Source organism: Salegentibacter sp. 24 (assembly GCF_004362395.1).
GTDB lineage: Bacteria > Bacteroidota > Bacteroidia > Flavobacteriales > Flavobacteriaceae > Salegentibacter.
Window position 1 is genome coordinate 148,303 of the sequence record NZ_SNWE01000007.1, and the last position, 15,806, is coordinate 164,108.

13 protein-coding genes and 1 tRNA gene are annotated in these 15,806 nt (G+C 40.0%); 7 read left to right on the forward strand and 7 right to left on the reverse strand.

Translation table 11 applies throughout. The features are described 5' to 3' along the window. Nucleotides 1–59: 59 nt before the first annotated feature. Nucleotides 60–3,713 carry an SNF2-related protein gene (locus tag DET49_RS06990; protein ID WP_133547382.1) on the reverse strand — a complete coding sequence of 1,218 codons (3,654 nt, stop codon included), beginning with the start codon at nt 3,711–3,713 and terminating at the stop codon, nt 60–62. Nucleotides 3,714–4,048: 335 nt separating this feature from the next. On the opposite strand from DET49_RS06990, the gene DET49_RS06995 reads away from it, so the two are divergent. Both DET49_RS06995 and DET49_RS07000 read left to right on the forward strand, forming a co-directional pair. Beyond that, complete coding sequence (locus DET49_RS06995) at nt 4,049–4,366, forward strand: DUF3467 domain-containing protein (RefSeq protein WP_133547383.1); 318 nt, start codon at nt 4,049–4,051, stop codon at nt 4,364–4,366. A 154-nt stretch (nt 4,367–4,520) separates the two neighbouring features. Further along, nucleotides 4,521–6,101, forward strand: a complete 1,581-nt coding sequence (locus DET49_RS07000) for a Ppx/GppA phosphatase family protein (RefSeq protein WP_133547384.1) — start codon at nt 4,521–4,523, stop codon at nt 6,099–6,101. A 123-nt stretch (nt 6,102–6,224) separates the two neighbouring features. Here the strand turns inward: DET49_RS07000 and DET49_RS07005 are convergent, their stop codons facing one another. From DET49_RS07005 to DET49_RS07015, 3 genes are all read right to left on the reverse strand, one after another. Then, entirely contained in the window at nt 6,225–6,656 is a 432-nt protein-coding gene (locus DET49_RS07005) for a DoxX family protein (protein ID WP_133547385.1), read from the reverse strand. A 62-nt stretch (nt 6,657–6,718) separates the two neighbouring features. Beyond that, nucleotides 6,719–8,023, reverse strand: a complete 1,305-nt coding sequence (locus tag DET49_RS07010; protein ID WP_133547386.1) for an APC family permease — start codon at nt 8,021–8,023, stop codon at nt 6,719–6,721. Nucleotides 8,024–8,211: 188 nt separating this feature from the next. Then, nucleotides 8,212–9,801, reverse strand: coding sequence for a peptide chain release factor 3 (locus DET49_RS07015; protein ID WP_133547387.1), 1,590 nt, complete (start codon nt 9,799–9,801; stop codon nt 8,212–8,214). Nucleotides 9,802–10,121: 320 nt separating this feature from the next. Between DET49_RS07015 and idi the strand changes: the two genes are divergently transcribed. The 5 genes from idi to DET49_RS07040 all read left to right on the forward strand — a co-directional run bounded on the left by idi (nt 10,122) and on the right by DET49_RS07040 (nt 11,915). Continuing rightward, the gene (gene idi, locus DET49_RS07020; RefSeq protein ID WP_133547388.1) at nt 10,122–10,640 is read left to right on the forward strand and encodes an isopentenyl-diphosphate Delta-isomerase; all 519 of its coding nucleotides are present in this window, start codon (nt 10,122–10,124) and stop codon (nt 10,638–10,640) included. After that, on the forward strand, nt 10,637–11,047 hold the full coding sequence (locus DET49_RS07025) for a 6-pyruvoyl trahydropterin synthase family protein (protein WP_133547389.1): 411 nt from the start codon (nt 10,637–10,639) through the stop codon (nt 11,045–11,047). The genes idi and DET49_RS07025 overlap by 4 nt, the downstream gene beginning before the upstream one ends. Continuing rightward, nucleotides 11,048–11,506, forward strand: coding sequence for a peroxiredoxin (locus DET49_RS07030; RefSeq protein WP_133547390.1), 459 nt, complete (start codon nt 11,048–11,050; stop codon nt 11,504–11,506). A 64-nt stretch (nt 11,507–11,570) separates the two neighbouring features. Continuing rightward, on the forward strand, nt 11,571–11,834 hold the full coding sequence (locus DET49_RS07035) for a hypothetical protein (protein WP_133547391.1): 264 nt from the start codon (nt 11,571–11,573) through the stop codon (nt 11,832–11,834). Between the two features lie 7 nt (nt 11,835–11,841). Further along, nucleotides 11,842–11,915, forward strand: a tRNA-Thr gene (locus DET49_RS07040). Nucleotides 11,916–11,988: 73 nt separating this feature from the next. Here DET49_RS07040 and mqo read toward each other — a convergent pair. The 3 genes from mqo to DET49_RS07055 form a co-directional block, all read right to left on the reverse strand. Beyond that, the gene (gene mqo, locus DET49_RS07045) at nt 11,989–13,491 is read right to left on the reverse strand and encodes a malate dehydrogenase (quinone) (RefSeq protein WP_133547392.1); all 1,503 of its coding nucleotides are present in this window, start codon (nt 13,489–13,491) and stop codon (nt 11,989–11,991) included. Nucleotides 13,492–13,584: 93 nt separating this feature from the next. Next, nucleotides 13,585–14,859, reverse strand: coding sequence for an OFA family MFS transporter (locus tag DET49_RS07050; RefSeq protein WP_133547393.1), 1,275 nt, complete (start codon nt 14,857–14,859; stop codon nt 13,585–13,587). 170 nt (nt 14,860–15,029) lie between these two features. Further along, nucleotides 15,030–15,788, reverse strand: coding sequence for a DUF4369 domain-containing protein (locus tag DET49_RS07055; RefSeq protein ID WP_133547394.1), 759 nt, complete (start codon nt 15,786–15,788; stop codon nt 15,030–15,032). Nucleotides 15,789–15,806: the final 18 nt, after the last annotated feature.

Sequence of the window (15,806 nt, forward strand, 5' to 3'; positions counted from 1 at the left end):
AAGGTAAACTTATCTGGAACTTTCTCCCTGCCTAATGAACTAGATCCGAAACTTTTCTATTAAACCAGCTTCATCAGGTCATTTTTTGTCAGCTGTTTAAAGAAGCCTGAATCGGTGTGAATGAGCTCTTCTACTAATTTTCTTTTTCGCTCTTGTAATTCCATGATTTTTTCTTCGATGGTATTAGGGGTAATCATACGAATAGCGATTACTTTATTGGCCTGTCCGATCCTGTAAGCGCGATCAATAGCCTGGTTCTCTACTGCCGGGTTCCACCAGGGATCCACGATAAATACATATTCCGCTTCGGTTAAATTAAGTCCTGTTCCTCCAGCCTTGAGACTGATGAGAAAGGCTCGGGTTTGCTCATCCTTCTGAAAAATTTCGACCTGCTCCTGGCGGTTTCTGGTTTTACCAGTCAAATAGGCATACTTTATAGATTCCTGGTCCAGGCGTTCCTTTATCAGGTCCAGCATGCCGACAAACTGGGAGAAAATCAACACCTTGTGCGAGCTTTGGAGTTTAAGGACCTGCTGGATGATCTCGTCTAATTTGGCCGACTGCTCTCCGTAATATTCATCGTCGGAAAGCAAGGCAGGAGAGTTACATATTTGGCGCATTTTTGTGAGGCCTTTTAAAATATGCATACTGGAGGACTTTAATTCTTCATCACTTTTATCCAGGAGATACTCCTGGAATTCCTTTTTGTATGTGTCGTAAACCTGTTGTTGTTCCTTGCCCATTTCACAGTAAACAACCATCTCCGTCTTTTCGGGTAATTCCGTTGCCACTTCTTTTTTGGTTCGCCTTAAGATAAATGGTTGAACTTTTTGCTGGAGCTCCTTCGCCCTGGCCTGGTTTTGGAATTTGTCGATAGGCGTGGAGTAATCGGCTGCAAATTGTCTGGCATTTCCGAAAAGCCCTGGCATGGCAAATGATAATTGGGAGAATAGATCGAAAGTATTGTTTTCTACAGGGGTTCCCGTGGCCACAATCCGTTGCCTGGCTTGTAACAATCGTGCAGCTTTATAGCGTTTGGATGCAGGATTTTTGATGGCCTGGGATTCGTCCAGAACAATGACGTTAAAATTGATCTCTTTTAAAAGTTCAATATCGTTGAGCATTGTTCCATAGGAGGTGATAAGCACGTTGTATTTTTCAAAAACGATATTTTTTGTATCCCGGTTAATACCGTAAATAGTTTTAAACTTGAGTTTTGGGGCAAATTTTTTGATTTCGATTTCCCAGTTGTGTAGTAAAGAAGTGGGAACGATGACCAGGTTGGGGTTTTTGTTGCCTTTTTCAATTTGAGCAAGGAAATAGGTGATGATCTGAATGGTTTTTCCTAACCCCATATCATCAGCAAGGCACCCACCGAAGCCAAATTCATCTAAGAAATTCAACCAGTTTAAGCCCTCTTTTTGGTAATCGCGTAAAGTAGCTTTTAGATTCTTTGGAATTTTTACATTTCTAATAGAGTGAAAATCCGCTAATTTCTCGCGGTAATTTTCTAATTCCATTTTTATTTCCGAGGACAAAACTTCTTTTTCAAATAATTCATCTATGAGCGCAAATTGCGATTTATGAGTTCGGATCGCATCGTTTTTAATTTCTCCCGATCGGAAATAGCGGCTAAATTTTTCGATCCAGTCTTTGGGTAGAATTCCTTTGCTGCCATCTCCCAGTTTAACATAATGGTTTTTATTGATAATCGATTTGCGGATCTCCTTTAAACCTACTTTTTGATCCCCAAAGGCTATATCGGTATGAACGTCAAACCAGTCAATACCCGATTTTACCGTGGCCTGCACCTTTATTTTATTAGGGTTTAGGTTGTTGTTTTTCAACTGCTTGAATCCAAGGATGACATACCCCTGCTGTCGCCAGGCTTCAAAAGCATCAATAAACCAGGCCTGTTCCAAGAATTCCTGTTTGTGCAGGTAGAAAAAATCCGTTTCCGGGTTATCTTCAAATGTGGGGTGTTGGGCCTGAATATTTCTTTTAAAGCCTTGTTCAAACGATTCATTGCGATCGATGATATATATTTTTCCTTTTCCATCCTGTGCATATACATTTTTTCTGGAAAGAATAGGAGCTTCAATTTCACCATAACGGATAACCGGGGTAATAAGGATATAGTCATCTGATTCAGAAAGGTAAATGAGGTGCTCGCTTACCTGGTCCAGAGCTTGCTCTTGTATGACTTTCTTAGGTGCTTTTTTGATAAAACTGTATTCCACCTTGACCGCCTGTTCCAGTTGATCCAGGAATTCATTTTTAAACTCAGTGAACTGGTGCTGGGTAAAATAAATTTTGTGCTTGTGTTCCCGAAAAAAGCTAACTAACCTATTAATGACCTGGTCTTTTATAAAAAAATATTTTTCCCCTATGCGGAAATAATTTCCTACTTGTTCCACCTTGGCGGAAGAATAACTTTTATCGCTGATATCTAACTGAAGTTTCAGAACATAGAAATTATTTTCCTGTCCTACCTGGACGGTGGTTTCAATATCCTCTACAATAATTTCGATGGGATTAATTTTTCCAGGGGTAACCTTTTCCTGATGCCAGCCTGATTCAAAATAGTAGAAAGGCAAATTGAATGGGTTTTCAAGAATAGGCAAATCAGCAGAATATTCCCGCTCGTATTGCTCTTGTTGTAGGAGAGAAGTGATAAATAGAAATTCTTCAGGCTTGGTCAATCCTTTCAAGCGATGATGTAGGTTTACGCTTCTTATTGGGGATTTAATTTTACCGCTTTTTGCCAATGGGGCCTGCATTAATTGAAACTTAATTCCAACATCCGGTAGATGTTCTGCTAAAATAAATTCCATTTTACTTGCGCTCGATGGGGAAGGCGGAAACTCAAAACTAGGCAGCAGTTCTTTTTTTAATACGGAAAGATCCGATTTTGAAAGCGATATAAAGCTGTGTTTAGATTCAATAAAGATCCGACCATAACTCAGGGAGATACTATAAAAATCATCAAGATTATCAATCTTGCCAAGTCCTTGCGAATCTGCCTTTTCTTTAAGGAGCGTGAAACGCCTTTTTTCATCAAATGGCAATTGGTACCAGGCTGTCTCGAGTATTTTTGTAATAGCAAATTGTAGATGATTGCATAGTTTATTTGATTGATTTGAACAGGTACATTCTAAAAGGAGATTGGCGTCTTTTTGAGTAATCATCACCCTCACATCCTCCATGTGCATTTTATTGATTTTAGCAATAAAACTATTTGCTGGCATCTTAGCTTCAACAATATTTAAGGAATAATGCCAGTGAGAATTTTGTGAACTTATAGAAATACTTTTGAGATCCGGAATCTCTAAATCCAGTATATTTTGATTTTCCAGGATAAATATTTTTCCATCCTTTTTTATTGAAATCATAGGGGCTTCAACCCAAGGGTAAGAACCGTTTTGACTAAACGAATCTTTTTTTTGTAACATCCAGTCTGCTTCTACCAATACATGAACAATATGTTTGCAGTAACCACCCAGATCATATGGACAGGTGCAATGCGCTGCAATGACTTCCTGGGCATTGAATTTAACTTCAACCTTGTAATAAGTAGAGCCTAACACCTCGGCAATAATAGTATTGGGACTTAATTCTATACTAGAAATAAGGGAATCAGCGTAGCGGCTACGTGTTTTTTCCGTCGTCTTTTCTGCTATCAGTTTCTGGAAAGGTTTATAGGACAGGTTCATGTATAATTCTTAGTAAACTAAGGGTAAATTTAATAAACTTGAATAAGGCAGGAAGCTATAGGAGATTAAAAAATTGAAGTTGATTTATTTTTTACTTTTATAACAAAAGCACATCATCCTTTAGCTATTTTTAGCGGATAATAAGGCCTTAAATACTATCACATTTGGAGTCCAATTTTCGTCGGTTTTATAATAAGTGGATGTTTTTTATTAAAAATACCTACTTAAAAAATAAGAGGCTCGATTGGGAAACTATTTGTTTTGCCCATAGAATCGCAAGATTCACTGGCATACATGGGATTTTTTTGTACTTTTAAAATATTAAATAATCAATTATGAGTGAAGAGAAAAAGAAACCTAAAAAAGGTCAGATAAACATAGAACTGGATGAGACTGTAGCCGAAGGTACCTATTCGAATTTAGCTATTATCAATCATTCTGTTTCAGAATTTGTAGTGGATTTTGTAAATATTATGCCGGGCAGGCCTAAAAGCAAAGTGAAATCGAGAATTATTTTAACCCCGCAACACGCCAAGCGTTTGCTGAAAGCACTCAATGACAACATCCAACGTTTTGAAAAAGCGCATGGAGAAATCAGGGATTACGAAAAGGCTCCCATGCCTTTAAACTTCGGTCCAACCGGCCAGGCTTAAAAACAACCTAGAATAGTTTATAACCCCACAGATTTAATTCTGCGGGGTTTTTTGATGGACTTTTCCCAACTGAAAAGCTTTTTGGTAAATATTACCTAACTTAGAACTATGGCAAAGAAACCAGTTCTTTTCTTCAGTTTAAAATAGCTACAATATGACCGATAACAATTCCAATGCTGAACCTACCAAGCGAATAGCCGCAATAGACCTTGGGACCAACTCTTTTCACGCCGTTTTGGTCGATATTTATCCCGATGGTAGTTTTCGTACCGTGAACAAGTTAAAAGAGATGGTAATCCTCGCTGAAAAAGGTTTGGAAGACAGGTTGAGCAGGGAGGCTATGGACCGGGGCCTGGAAGCTTTAAAACGGATTAAATTTTTATGCGATAGCCATAATGTGGAAAATATCCTTGCCTATGCCACCAGTGCGATTCGTGAAGCAGAAAATGGCGGAGATTTTATTAAAGAAGTTGGGGAACAGGTAGGGATCAGGGTAAGGGCTATTTCCGGAAAAATGGAAGCTGAAATGATTGGCCTTGCCGTAAGACATAATATTGTTTTGGGCGATGAAATGGCGCTGATGGCTGATATAGGTGGCGGCAGTGTGGAATTCATTATTGGAAACGATAAAGAATTTGTGTATTACACCAGTTTAAAACTGGGCGTAGCAAGGATGGCAGCCGCATTTGTGGATTCTGACCCTATTGAAGAAAAAGATATCGAAAAACTGCAAAAACATTTCAGCAACGAACTTAAAGAAGTCGCGAAATTAGCTAAAAAGCATAAGGTGAGAACTATTATCGGTTCCTCAGGCACTATGGAAAATATAGGTGAAATGGTAGCCAATAGAAATTCCATAACTGCAGAAAGAAGTCTTAATGAGCTGGAATTTAAGACTAAAGATTTTTATGATTTATACGAAGTTTTTATAAAGCTCGATGAAAAACAACGCCTGAAAGAAAAGGGCCTGGAAGAAAAGCGGGTTGCTATTATAAACCCCGGGATGGTTTTGCTGAAATTTCTTACAGACAAATTGAACATTGAGAATATAAGAATTTCTGAAGGTGCGCTCCGCGAAGGTATGATCCTGGATTATATCAACAATCAAAAAGAGGAACTTCATCTGGATCTTTTAGCGAATTTTCATGATCCTCGCCGTAGAAGTGTTTTTGAACTGCTCCGAAAGTGCCATTGGGCTCAGGCGCATTCCACCCATGTTTCCCAATTTGCCGTGCAGTTGTTTGATGAGTTTAAGGAGGAATTGAAATTAAAGGAGTCCGACAGGGAATTACTGGAATTTGCCAGTTTAATGCACGATATAGGCTATTATATTTCTTATCGAAAACATCATAAACACGCCTTATATCTTATTAGGTATTCCGATTTGCTGGGATTCAAAGAAGATGAAATTAATATAATGGCACATGTGGCCCGGTATCATCGAAAATCTGTACCGAAGAAGAAGCATAAACTATATAAAAAATTAAATAAAAAATCCCGGATAAGAATTAAAAAACTTTCTGCCATTTTAAGGGTTGCCGATGGACTGGACCGCAGCCATTATCAAAATGTTCAAAACTTGGAGATAGACAATACAAAGGAGGTTATCAACTTACTCCTTACTACGCAAAGCGACCCGGAATTAGAAATATGGGGGACCCTTCGAAAAGGAGAATTGCTGGAAAAATTAACGGGTAAAAAGCTTAAAGTTTTTCAGGTTTTGGAGAAAAAGTAAAAATAATTGAGACACTGTCCAGTAAAGTGTTATTTGGCTGCATGTAATTAATACCAGGAATTAGATCAATTTTAGCCGCGCAGCTCACTTTATGTTATGCACCATTGGGGTGTGTTTTTCCGATCAATCTTCCCGGGTAGAAATTAGATTGTCTAATTCCATATATTTTTCCTTTATTAAACTTAAAGCAAATGCTCCAGCAGAAGCAGTAAAAACAGAAAAGTCAAAGGCTCCTTTTATTCCTGTAGAAAAGCTCATAGAAAGTGCAAATGTTAATAAGAGAAATCCACTTAACCTGGCGACCAATTCTGTTTTAAATCCAATTATCAAGCAGATCGCAAAGATGATTTCTGCTGTTGTAGCTATGGTTCCCAGTATGAAGATCATTGAGTTTGGAAACCATGGATTTATTATGTGCGTATAATCCAGAAAATTATTCCAATTTCCCCAGACGGAAACTTCCTTACTCCACATCCCGAACCTGTCGGCTACAGCAGATAAAAAAGATGTTGCAATGGCCAATCGAAGAAAAATCTTAATTACTTTTTTGTTCATTTAATTTTAAATTGAAATGGACCACGATGTCCTGTGTAATAATAAAATATTTCCTTCAAAACTTATTCCGGATCAGTTGGCTGGTCCCTGGAACGAAAATAAAAGATAACCGCCCCCAGAAGTAAAGCAACGGCTCCTGCTATGAGATTCTCAACGGTGGTGCTAATTAGAAATATAAGACATATGATTAAAGCAATTACCGGAATGGTATAACCTCCGGGCAGGCGTACTGCATTTGGGTTATTTGGGAAACGTTTTCTAAGTATGGGCAGGGCAGCTGCCGTACCGGCATAGGTTGCCAGACGTGCAATAATGGAAAGCATGGCTAAACCAACAAATGATCCTGATAGGGCCAGGGCCAGTGCAATCCCGGATTGCACAAGAATGGCAACGGCCGGAGTACGGTATCTTGGGTGTATTTTTGCCAGGGCTTTAAATCCGTATCCGTCCTTGGCTAGAGCATAAAGATATCGGGGTCCTATAAGGGTAGTATTGCCTACATTTCCAAAAATGGATACCATGGCCCCAATGGTCATTAACAACGCCATTCCTGCGCCTGCAAAATAAGCGCCTGAGTCTGCCAGGGGAGATTCAGAACTCTGTAGTGCAGGGTAGGTTCCTACGGCCACAAATTGAACCAGGGTATAAATAACCGTTACCAGAAGTACCATTATCAGTAAGGCGAAAGGAACATCCTTTTTTGGATTTTTGTACTCCCCTGCCGCAGCGGGGGTATTTTCAAAACCTACATAAGCAAAAAGTAACAACAGCACTGCCTCGGATAATGATTCAAAGGTAATGGCCGGAATATCAGAAGTAATTAATTCCCATTCCACGGCAAATATCCCGATGGCAATAAAAGCCACCAGGGGTACTGATTTGGCGATAGTAAGAAACACGGCCATCTTAGCGCCTTGTTTAACGCCAATGATATTGATCCAGGTGAGAAATGCAAGCGAAGAGGTAATGACCAGGACTCGTCCCCAGCCTTCTGCGGCCTGGGGCCATACATAGCTGCAGGCCAAGGCAAAACCCACAGAAAGGGATGCCACCGAGGTTACCCTTGCCAGCCAGGTCATCCAACCCACTTCAAAACCTATAAATTCCCCAAAAGCTTCCCGGGTATATAAATAGGCCCCTCCTGGTTCATCAAAATAGCTTGAGGCTTCAGCAAAACACAGCACTAAGATGGCTACTGCACATCCCGCCAGAAAAACAGCCCAAATACTGGCACCACCCAATAAAATAGCCGCTGCTGCTGGAAGTAGGAATACACCGCTGCCGATGACATCATTTATGGAAAGGCCAACAATCTGCCATCGGGAAACCTCCCGGGCTAATTTTGGGGAAGACTTAGGTTGCTTCATAATCTGAATTTCGTAGATGAATTGTAAGCGAAAGCTATTATCAATACTGGTTATGTTAAATAACCGGAAAGGCTTCCACTGTTTCCTTCAAATATAAAAAAGATTGCAGCACTTCAAACTTTTACTTCAGGTTAAAGCTATATTTTGGGGTATTATCTTTTTGAGATTGTCCTGATGAGCACTTGAACCTAAAATTCTGAGGTAAAATGAAACTTGATCGAACGATATTTCTCCTGGGTCATTTGCAGGGAAAATTGGGAATCCGCCAAAAATACTAATTGGCCTTTTTTATCGGTGGCCAAAAATTTTGCTTTTAATCTTTTAAAATCCTTGAATTCTTCGCTTTTTTCATCCTCGGGTTCTACCCAGGTAGCTTTGTATACGTTCAGGTTTTCATAAGTACATTTAGCCCCGTACTCGTGTTCCAGCCTGTATTGGATAACCTCAAACTGAAGCGCTCCCACGGTTCCTATAATTTTTCTTCCGTTTAATTCCAGGGTGAAAAGTTGTGCCACCCCTTCATCCATCAACTGGTCAACTCCTTTTGCAAGTTGTTTGGATTTCATGGGATCGGCGTTGTTGATATACCGGAAATGTTCGGGTGAGAAACTAGGAATCCCACGGTAATTTAAATTTTCTCCTTCGGTAAGGGTATCACCGATTTTAAAATTCCCTGTATCGTGTAATCCGACAATATCCCCCGGATAAGATACATCCACAATCTCCTTCTTTTCAGCAAAAAAGGCATTCGGACTCGAAAATTTAAGGTTTTTATTATGCCGTACGTGCAAGTACGCTTTATTGCGCTCAAATTTTCCCGAAACAATCTTTATAAATGCTAACCTGTCGCGATGTTTTGGATCCATATTGGCGTGGATTTTAAAAACAAATCCGGTGAATTTATCCTCCTCAGGCTTTACAAGACGCTCTTCACTCTGCTTAGGTCGGGGAGTAGGTGCAATGGTAATAAAACAGTCCAATAACTCCCGAACTCCAAAGTTATTTAAAGCAGAACCAAAAAATACGGGCTGTAAGCGGCCTTCCAGGTAAGCTTCCTTATCAAACTCCGGGTAAACACCCTGGGCAAGCTCCAGTTCTTCCCTTAAATTATCAGCAGCTTTACTGCCGATTAGCTCGTCTAATTCTTTAGAAGTAAGGTCAGAAATTTCAATTGTATCTTCGATATCCTTTTTAGGATCGCCGGTAAATAGGTTGACATTCTTTTCCCAAATATTATATATCCCCTTAAAATCATAACCCATTCCAATTGGGTAGCTCAAAGGGGTGACGGTAAGATTTAGTTTTTGTTCAATTTCATCGAGTAATTCAAAGGCATCTTTTCCCTCCCGGTCCATTTTATTGATAAAAACGATCATAGGGATGTTTCGCATTCTACACACCTCTACGAGTTTCTCGGTTTGTTCCTCCACACCTTTGGCAACATCAATTACCACAATAACGCTATCTACAGCCGTTAAGGTCCTAAAGGTGTCCTCAGCAAAATCCTTGTGCCCCGGAGTATCCAGGATATTGATCTTAATATCTCTATATTCAAAGGCTAAAACAGAAGTGGCTACAGAAATTCCCCTTTGGCGCTCTATCTCCATAAAATCACTGGTCGCGCCTTTTTTGATCTTGTTGGATTTTACCGCTCCGGCTTCCTGGATAGCGCCACCAAAAAGCAGCAATTTCTCAGTAAGTGTGGTTTTACCCGCATCGGGGTGGGAGATAATCCCAAAAGTCCTTCTTCGTTTTAGTTCTTTTTGAAAACTCTTCATCTATAAAAATATTAGGATGGTCTTCGTCTGCTTCACCGAGTAGGTAACGAAATACCATTTTGATAAATTCCTTTTACCAGCTTTAAACCGGATAATTTGGAGCTGCAAAAGTACTATTATTTTGAGGAAAATTAAGGATAATTTAAAAGCTCCTTATGATGGGGTATTTAAGCGATCCATTGACCTAAGCCGAAGAAATAGCTCAGAATTGATTAAATTTTAAAAAATAAATATAATGATGGCTTTTGGGTATAAATTTAGGAAATGTGGACTTGTAAAACCCGTGCTTCATTTCGTACATTTGGCATTCAAAGAAAAAAATGGGAACAGACAAGGTAATATTAGTAAACGAAAAGGACGAGCAAATTGGCTTGATGGAGAAAATAGAAGCTCACGAAAAGGCCTTGTTGCACCGGGCATTTTCGGTATTTGTCTTTAATGAAAATGGGGAGTTAATGATCCAGCAGCGTGCCCACGAAAAATACCATTCCCCAGGACTGTGGACCAACACTTGTTGTAGCCACCAGCGGGAAGGGGAAAGCAATGTCGAGGCCGGAAAAAGAAGGTTGCAGGAAGAAATGGGCTTTAGTACAACGCTAGAAGAAATTATGTCCTTTATTTACAAAGCACCTTTTGATAATGGACTTACTGAGCACGAGTTCGATTATATCCTTATTGGTAACTATAGCGATGATCCCAGGCCCAATCCGGATGAAGTGGCTAACTGGAAGTGGATGAGCCTGGATGCGATCAAGTCCGATATGGAAGTTAATCCGGGTGTATATACCGAATGGTTCAAGATTATTTTCGATAAATATTATACAAGTATTCAAAAATGAGGTTAAGCGTACATAGAAAGGCTCATTTCAACGCGGCACACCGTCTGTACCGTAAGGATTGGAGCGATGAAAAGAACTTCGAGGTATTTGGAAAATGCAGCAATCCTCATTTTCACGGCCATAATTATGACCTTATTGTTAAGGTTACCGGCGAAATAGATCCTGAAACAGGTTTTGTGATGGATTTAAAACGCCTAAAAGACCTTATTTATGAAGAGGTGGAAGTACCTTTTGATCATAAAAATTTAAACGAAGAGGTGGCTCCTTTTAACGAACTTAATCCTACTGCAGAAAATATAGCGGTGGTCATCTGGAACAAAGTCAGGGAAAAATTAAAACCAGAACTCGATTTGGAGATCACCTTGTATGAAACCCCCCGAAATTACGTAACCTACAAAGGAGAATAAATGGCACTTAAGATTGGAGATTCATTACCGCGATTAACGCTAAAGGACCAGGATGGGGAGAATTATCATTTTTCTCGGGTAGCCGATAAGGCTCTTGTGGTGTTTTTCTACCCAAAAGATTTTACCCCCGGTTGTACCAAGGAGGCCTGCAGTTTCCGGGATCACTATGAAGAATTTCAGGATTTAGGGGCAGAGGTAATTGGGATTAGTACGGATAATGAAAATTCACACAAAAAGTTCGCGGCTAAACATAAGCTTCCCTTTGTACTGCTTTCCGATAAAGAAAAACGAGCTCGTAAGGCTTTTGGGGTAAAACCAGGTTTACTCGGCCTACTCCCTGGAAGGGAAACTTTTGTATTTGATAAGGATAAAAAACTGATTCATAAATTCAATAGTATGGGTGCTTCACAGCACATTCCCGAGGCACTAAATTCCCTTAAAAAAATCCAGGAAAAATAATTTCCAGGCTCGGGGTTATTTGTATGGAAAAATACTTTAAATTCGCAGCCGAAATTTAAGTGATATGGCAAGTAAGAGATTATTAAAAAGAGATGTGAATTACGTAATGGGAGACATTATTGATGCAGCATACATACATCAAATGGCTAACCCTGAGGACGCATCTAAAACCGAGGCGATTGTAGATGAAGCCATTGCAGAATTTGATGAATTGATCACCAAGATCAACCAAAAGGATGTAGAAAATAAAAAGCAACATTTTAAGGCGATAGAAAAAGAGTTGGAAGCAAAAGCGGAAGCTCTGATCGTGAAGATAAACGCTTTGTAGATTACTGGCCGATGTAGCTCAGCTGGCTAGAGCAGCTGATTTGTAATCAGCAGGTCGTGGGTTCGAGTCCCTCCATCGGCTCTTCTTATCAGCCTCTCATTTTTTGGGAGGTTCTTTATTTTAAAACAGGCTGTTTGTTTATTATTATACCTGATTAATGCAGCACCTTGAGGCCTAACTTTTCAGAGGAATTTGCCTGTACTTTTTTAAACTCGCTTTCATTTTCCTGGATTTTCCTGTTCCAGAAAGGGATCATTTTGGATAGTTTTTGTTGCCAGTTTGCCGTTTTTACCATTTCCGGAAACGCCGTTTGAATTACTTCAAGCATTATAGAAACCGCAACTGATGCCCCGGGGGAGGCGCCAAGCAAAGCAGTTATGGATCCATCTTTACTGTGTACCACATCTGTTCCGAATTCCAAAACTCCGCCTTCTTCTTTATCTTTTTTGATGATCTGAACTCTTTTTCCAGCGACCTTAAGGTCCCAGTCCTGTGCTTTGGCATCTTTAATAAATTTCCTTAAATCATCCATTCTATCGCTATGGTCCATGGTAACCTGCTGCATAAGATATTTAGTAAGGGGTAAGTTGTGCCAAAAAACTCCCCACATCGAAGGGATGTTATCCTTGTTTATGCTAAGGGGAAGATCCATCACAGAGCCTTCTTTTAAAAATTTGGTGGTGAAGCCGGCAAAAGGCCCAAAAAGTAATTCTTTCTTGCCATTTATAAAGCGTGTATCCAGATGAGGCGTCGACATAGGCGGTGCATCAGGCCCGGCTTTGCTATATACTTTGCCCATATGCTTTGCGATGACATCCCGGTTATTACAAACTAACCACTGGCCATCCACTGGAAAACCGCCATAGCCGTCTTTTTCTTCAATCTCTACTTTCTGGAGTAAGGGTAAAGCTCCCCCGCCAGCCCCGATAAAGACGTGCTGAGCATCGTAGTAGGTCACTTTTCCTGTGTCGAGATCTTGAGCTTCTACTGTCCATTCCAGGCTTTGGTCGGGATCCACATCCAGCACATCTGTATCTCGCAAAACCGGTACATCAAATTGGTCCTCCAGAATTTTAAAATAGTGTTTGGTGAGATCTTCAAAATTAACCTCGGTTCCTATTTCCATCCTGGTAGCCGCCATTTCAATGTCCTCTTTTCCCCTCGCAATTAATGGGAACCACTGCTTTAGTTTGGAATGCTCTTCGGTGTACTGCATTTTTTCAAACATGGAGGTTTGAGTAAGGGCTTTAAAACGCTTCCGTAGAAAGTTGATATTTTCCTTCCCGGTTACCCAGCTATGATGTGGAACAGAATGGATAAAGCGTTCAGGATCTTTTATGAGTTTTTGGTCTACCAGATAAGCCCAGAATTGTTTGCTGGTTTCAAACTGACTAAAAATCTTTATGGCTTTGCTGATATCGATGCTGCCATCAGGCCTTTCAGGTGTGTAATTAAGTTCACATAAAGCCGAATGACCAGTTCCAGCATTGTTCCAGGCACCGGAACTTTCTTTGGCTACTGAACTGAGTTTTTCAAATATGATTATTTTAAGTTTAGGGTCTACTAATTTCAGCATTAATGCAAGGGTAGCGCTCATAATACCACCCCCCACACAAATTAAATCATACTTATTTTCCTTGGCTACGCTTTGATTCATATCCTGGTTTTTCTCAAATTTAGAAAAACCCAAACCCAATCCAAGCCAATAAAATATTAAAGCTTGGGAGTTTTGAATAACCCTGACCTGGGTTTAATCGGAAATTGTAGCCTTATGCTGAACTTTTTGATGCTCCGTTCTTACTTTTTGAACACTTCGGTTTAAAAGCAGGCTAATGATTAGCGCGATTATAATTAATACGGTAAACGCATAAAAAACCGGAATATAACTTCCTGTCCTGGTGTAAATCTGTGAAACCAGGGTTGGGCCAATAAGCCCACCCAGGGACCAGGTGGTCAGTAGATAGCCGTGGATAGCACCAAGTTCTTTAGTCCCGAAGAGATCGCCAATAAAGGCCGGTAGATTAGAAAATCCGCCTCCATAACAACTTACCACCAGGAAGATAAAGATTTGAAAGATAAACGCACTGGTAATTATGGGCAGGGTGACAAATGCGACCAGCTGAATAATAAAGAAAATAATAAAAACCTTCGGACGGGAAATATAATCGGAAGCCGCCGCCCAGCCTAACCTGCCACCTCCATTGAAGATTCCCATAATTCCTACCATTGTTGCAGCGGCCCCTGCTGAAAGCCCTACGATATTTTGAGCCATCGGAGAGGCTACCGAGATCATCATAATCCCTGCGCTGGTGTTGATAAGCATCATCGTCCAGAGCATCCAGAAATGTTTGGTTTTAACGGCCTCTGAAGAAGTTGCCTGAGACAGGTCTCTTTTTATCTTCCTAGTTCCGGCCTTTACGGCTGCTTCCATCCCGGCAGGCATCCATTCTTTTGGTGGTGGGGCAATATAGGATGCGCCCAGCATCATTAATATAAAATAGGAAGCTCCTAAAATATAAAAGGTGTAGCTGATGCCGATGGATTCTATTAAACTTGCCGCAACGGGTGCGGTTATTAAGGCGCCAGTACCGAAGCCTAACACTGCCATTCCTGTTGCCAGACCCCTTTTATCCGGAAACCATTTTACCAGGGTGGAAACCGGCGCTATATAGCCAATTCCCAATCCAAGCCCACTTAATAAGCCATAGGAAAGCAAAAATCCAGTAAGGGAGTCCATAGAGATAGCAAATCCAGATCCGGCCTGGCCTAAACCGAATAAAACAGCGGCTAGCATAGCTGATTTTCTTGGGCCGCTTCTTTCAACGAACTTCCCGAACAAAGCTGCTGAACCGCCTCCTAAAACCATCATAATTGTGAATGCCGTTGTTACCGAAGCCATAGACCAGCCTTTGGTTTCCACCAAAGGTTGAATATACACGCTGTACGCATAGGCAGCACCTATGGAAATATGAATAAAAACTGCGGATGCAGCAATGAGCCATCGATTTTTCTTGGGAGTATTCATTTATCAGGAATTTTGCAATTTTATGTTACTACTTGCTTTAAAACGATAACAAGTATAAGTTTTTATTGGGAAAATATAAGTTAAAAGCTTTCTTTAATAAGAAAGAGATAATAAAAAAGCCTGAAATTTTTAAATTTCAGGCTTAGGGATTAATAGGATTATGAAAGGGATCAACTTACTTTCTCCTTATCTTTTGTTTCTTCTGGTTGAATATTCTCTATGGCTTCTTCCTCTGCTTTTCGCTCTTTTAAAAAATCTTTTAATTGCTCCCCGTACAAGGATTTTTTTACCTTGGGCTCTAGGGAATTATAGATAGTATCCAAGTACTTGATGTTGGCATCAAAAACTTCAGAAAGAGCTAAATATGGTGCGAGTTCCAAATCCTTATTGTTAATAGCGAAATTGACGGTATAAAGATATTTTCTTTTCAGCAGGTTCTCATATTGCTTATTTATTTCTAATAACTTTTCTTCATTTTCTTCTTGTTGGGCTTCAAAATTTTGTTGGATAAGTTCCAGGTTCTTCTCATTGAAACGTTTCATCATTTTTCGATACTCCTCCAGTTTTTCCTGGTTTTTGGCCCCGGTTATTTCCACATCGGTTCCAAATTTTTCCAAAGAGGTTTTGATGTTTACTTCCCCTTTTTCTGCAAAGAAATCTATCCGGTCGTCATACTGCGAATTGTCGACTTTTTTTAGATAGAGATACATCAGCTGCGGACTTTCAATGGTGGTCTCCAGCATTATATTTTCGTTACCATCAACCTTTACTGAATCCAGGTCTACTAAAAGTGTATCTTCTATCTTTTGAAGATAAACGGTACCTTTTTTAAGGCCTTCAATCGTGGCATTTACAACCAGGTTGCTTTCTTTATTGTTACAAGAACTAAAGGCGATAAGAGCCAGTAAAAGAATGCTTATTTTTTTCATTTTTCAGGTTTCTGATTT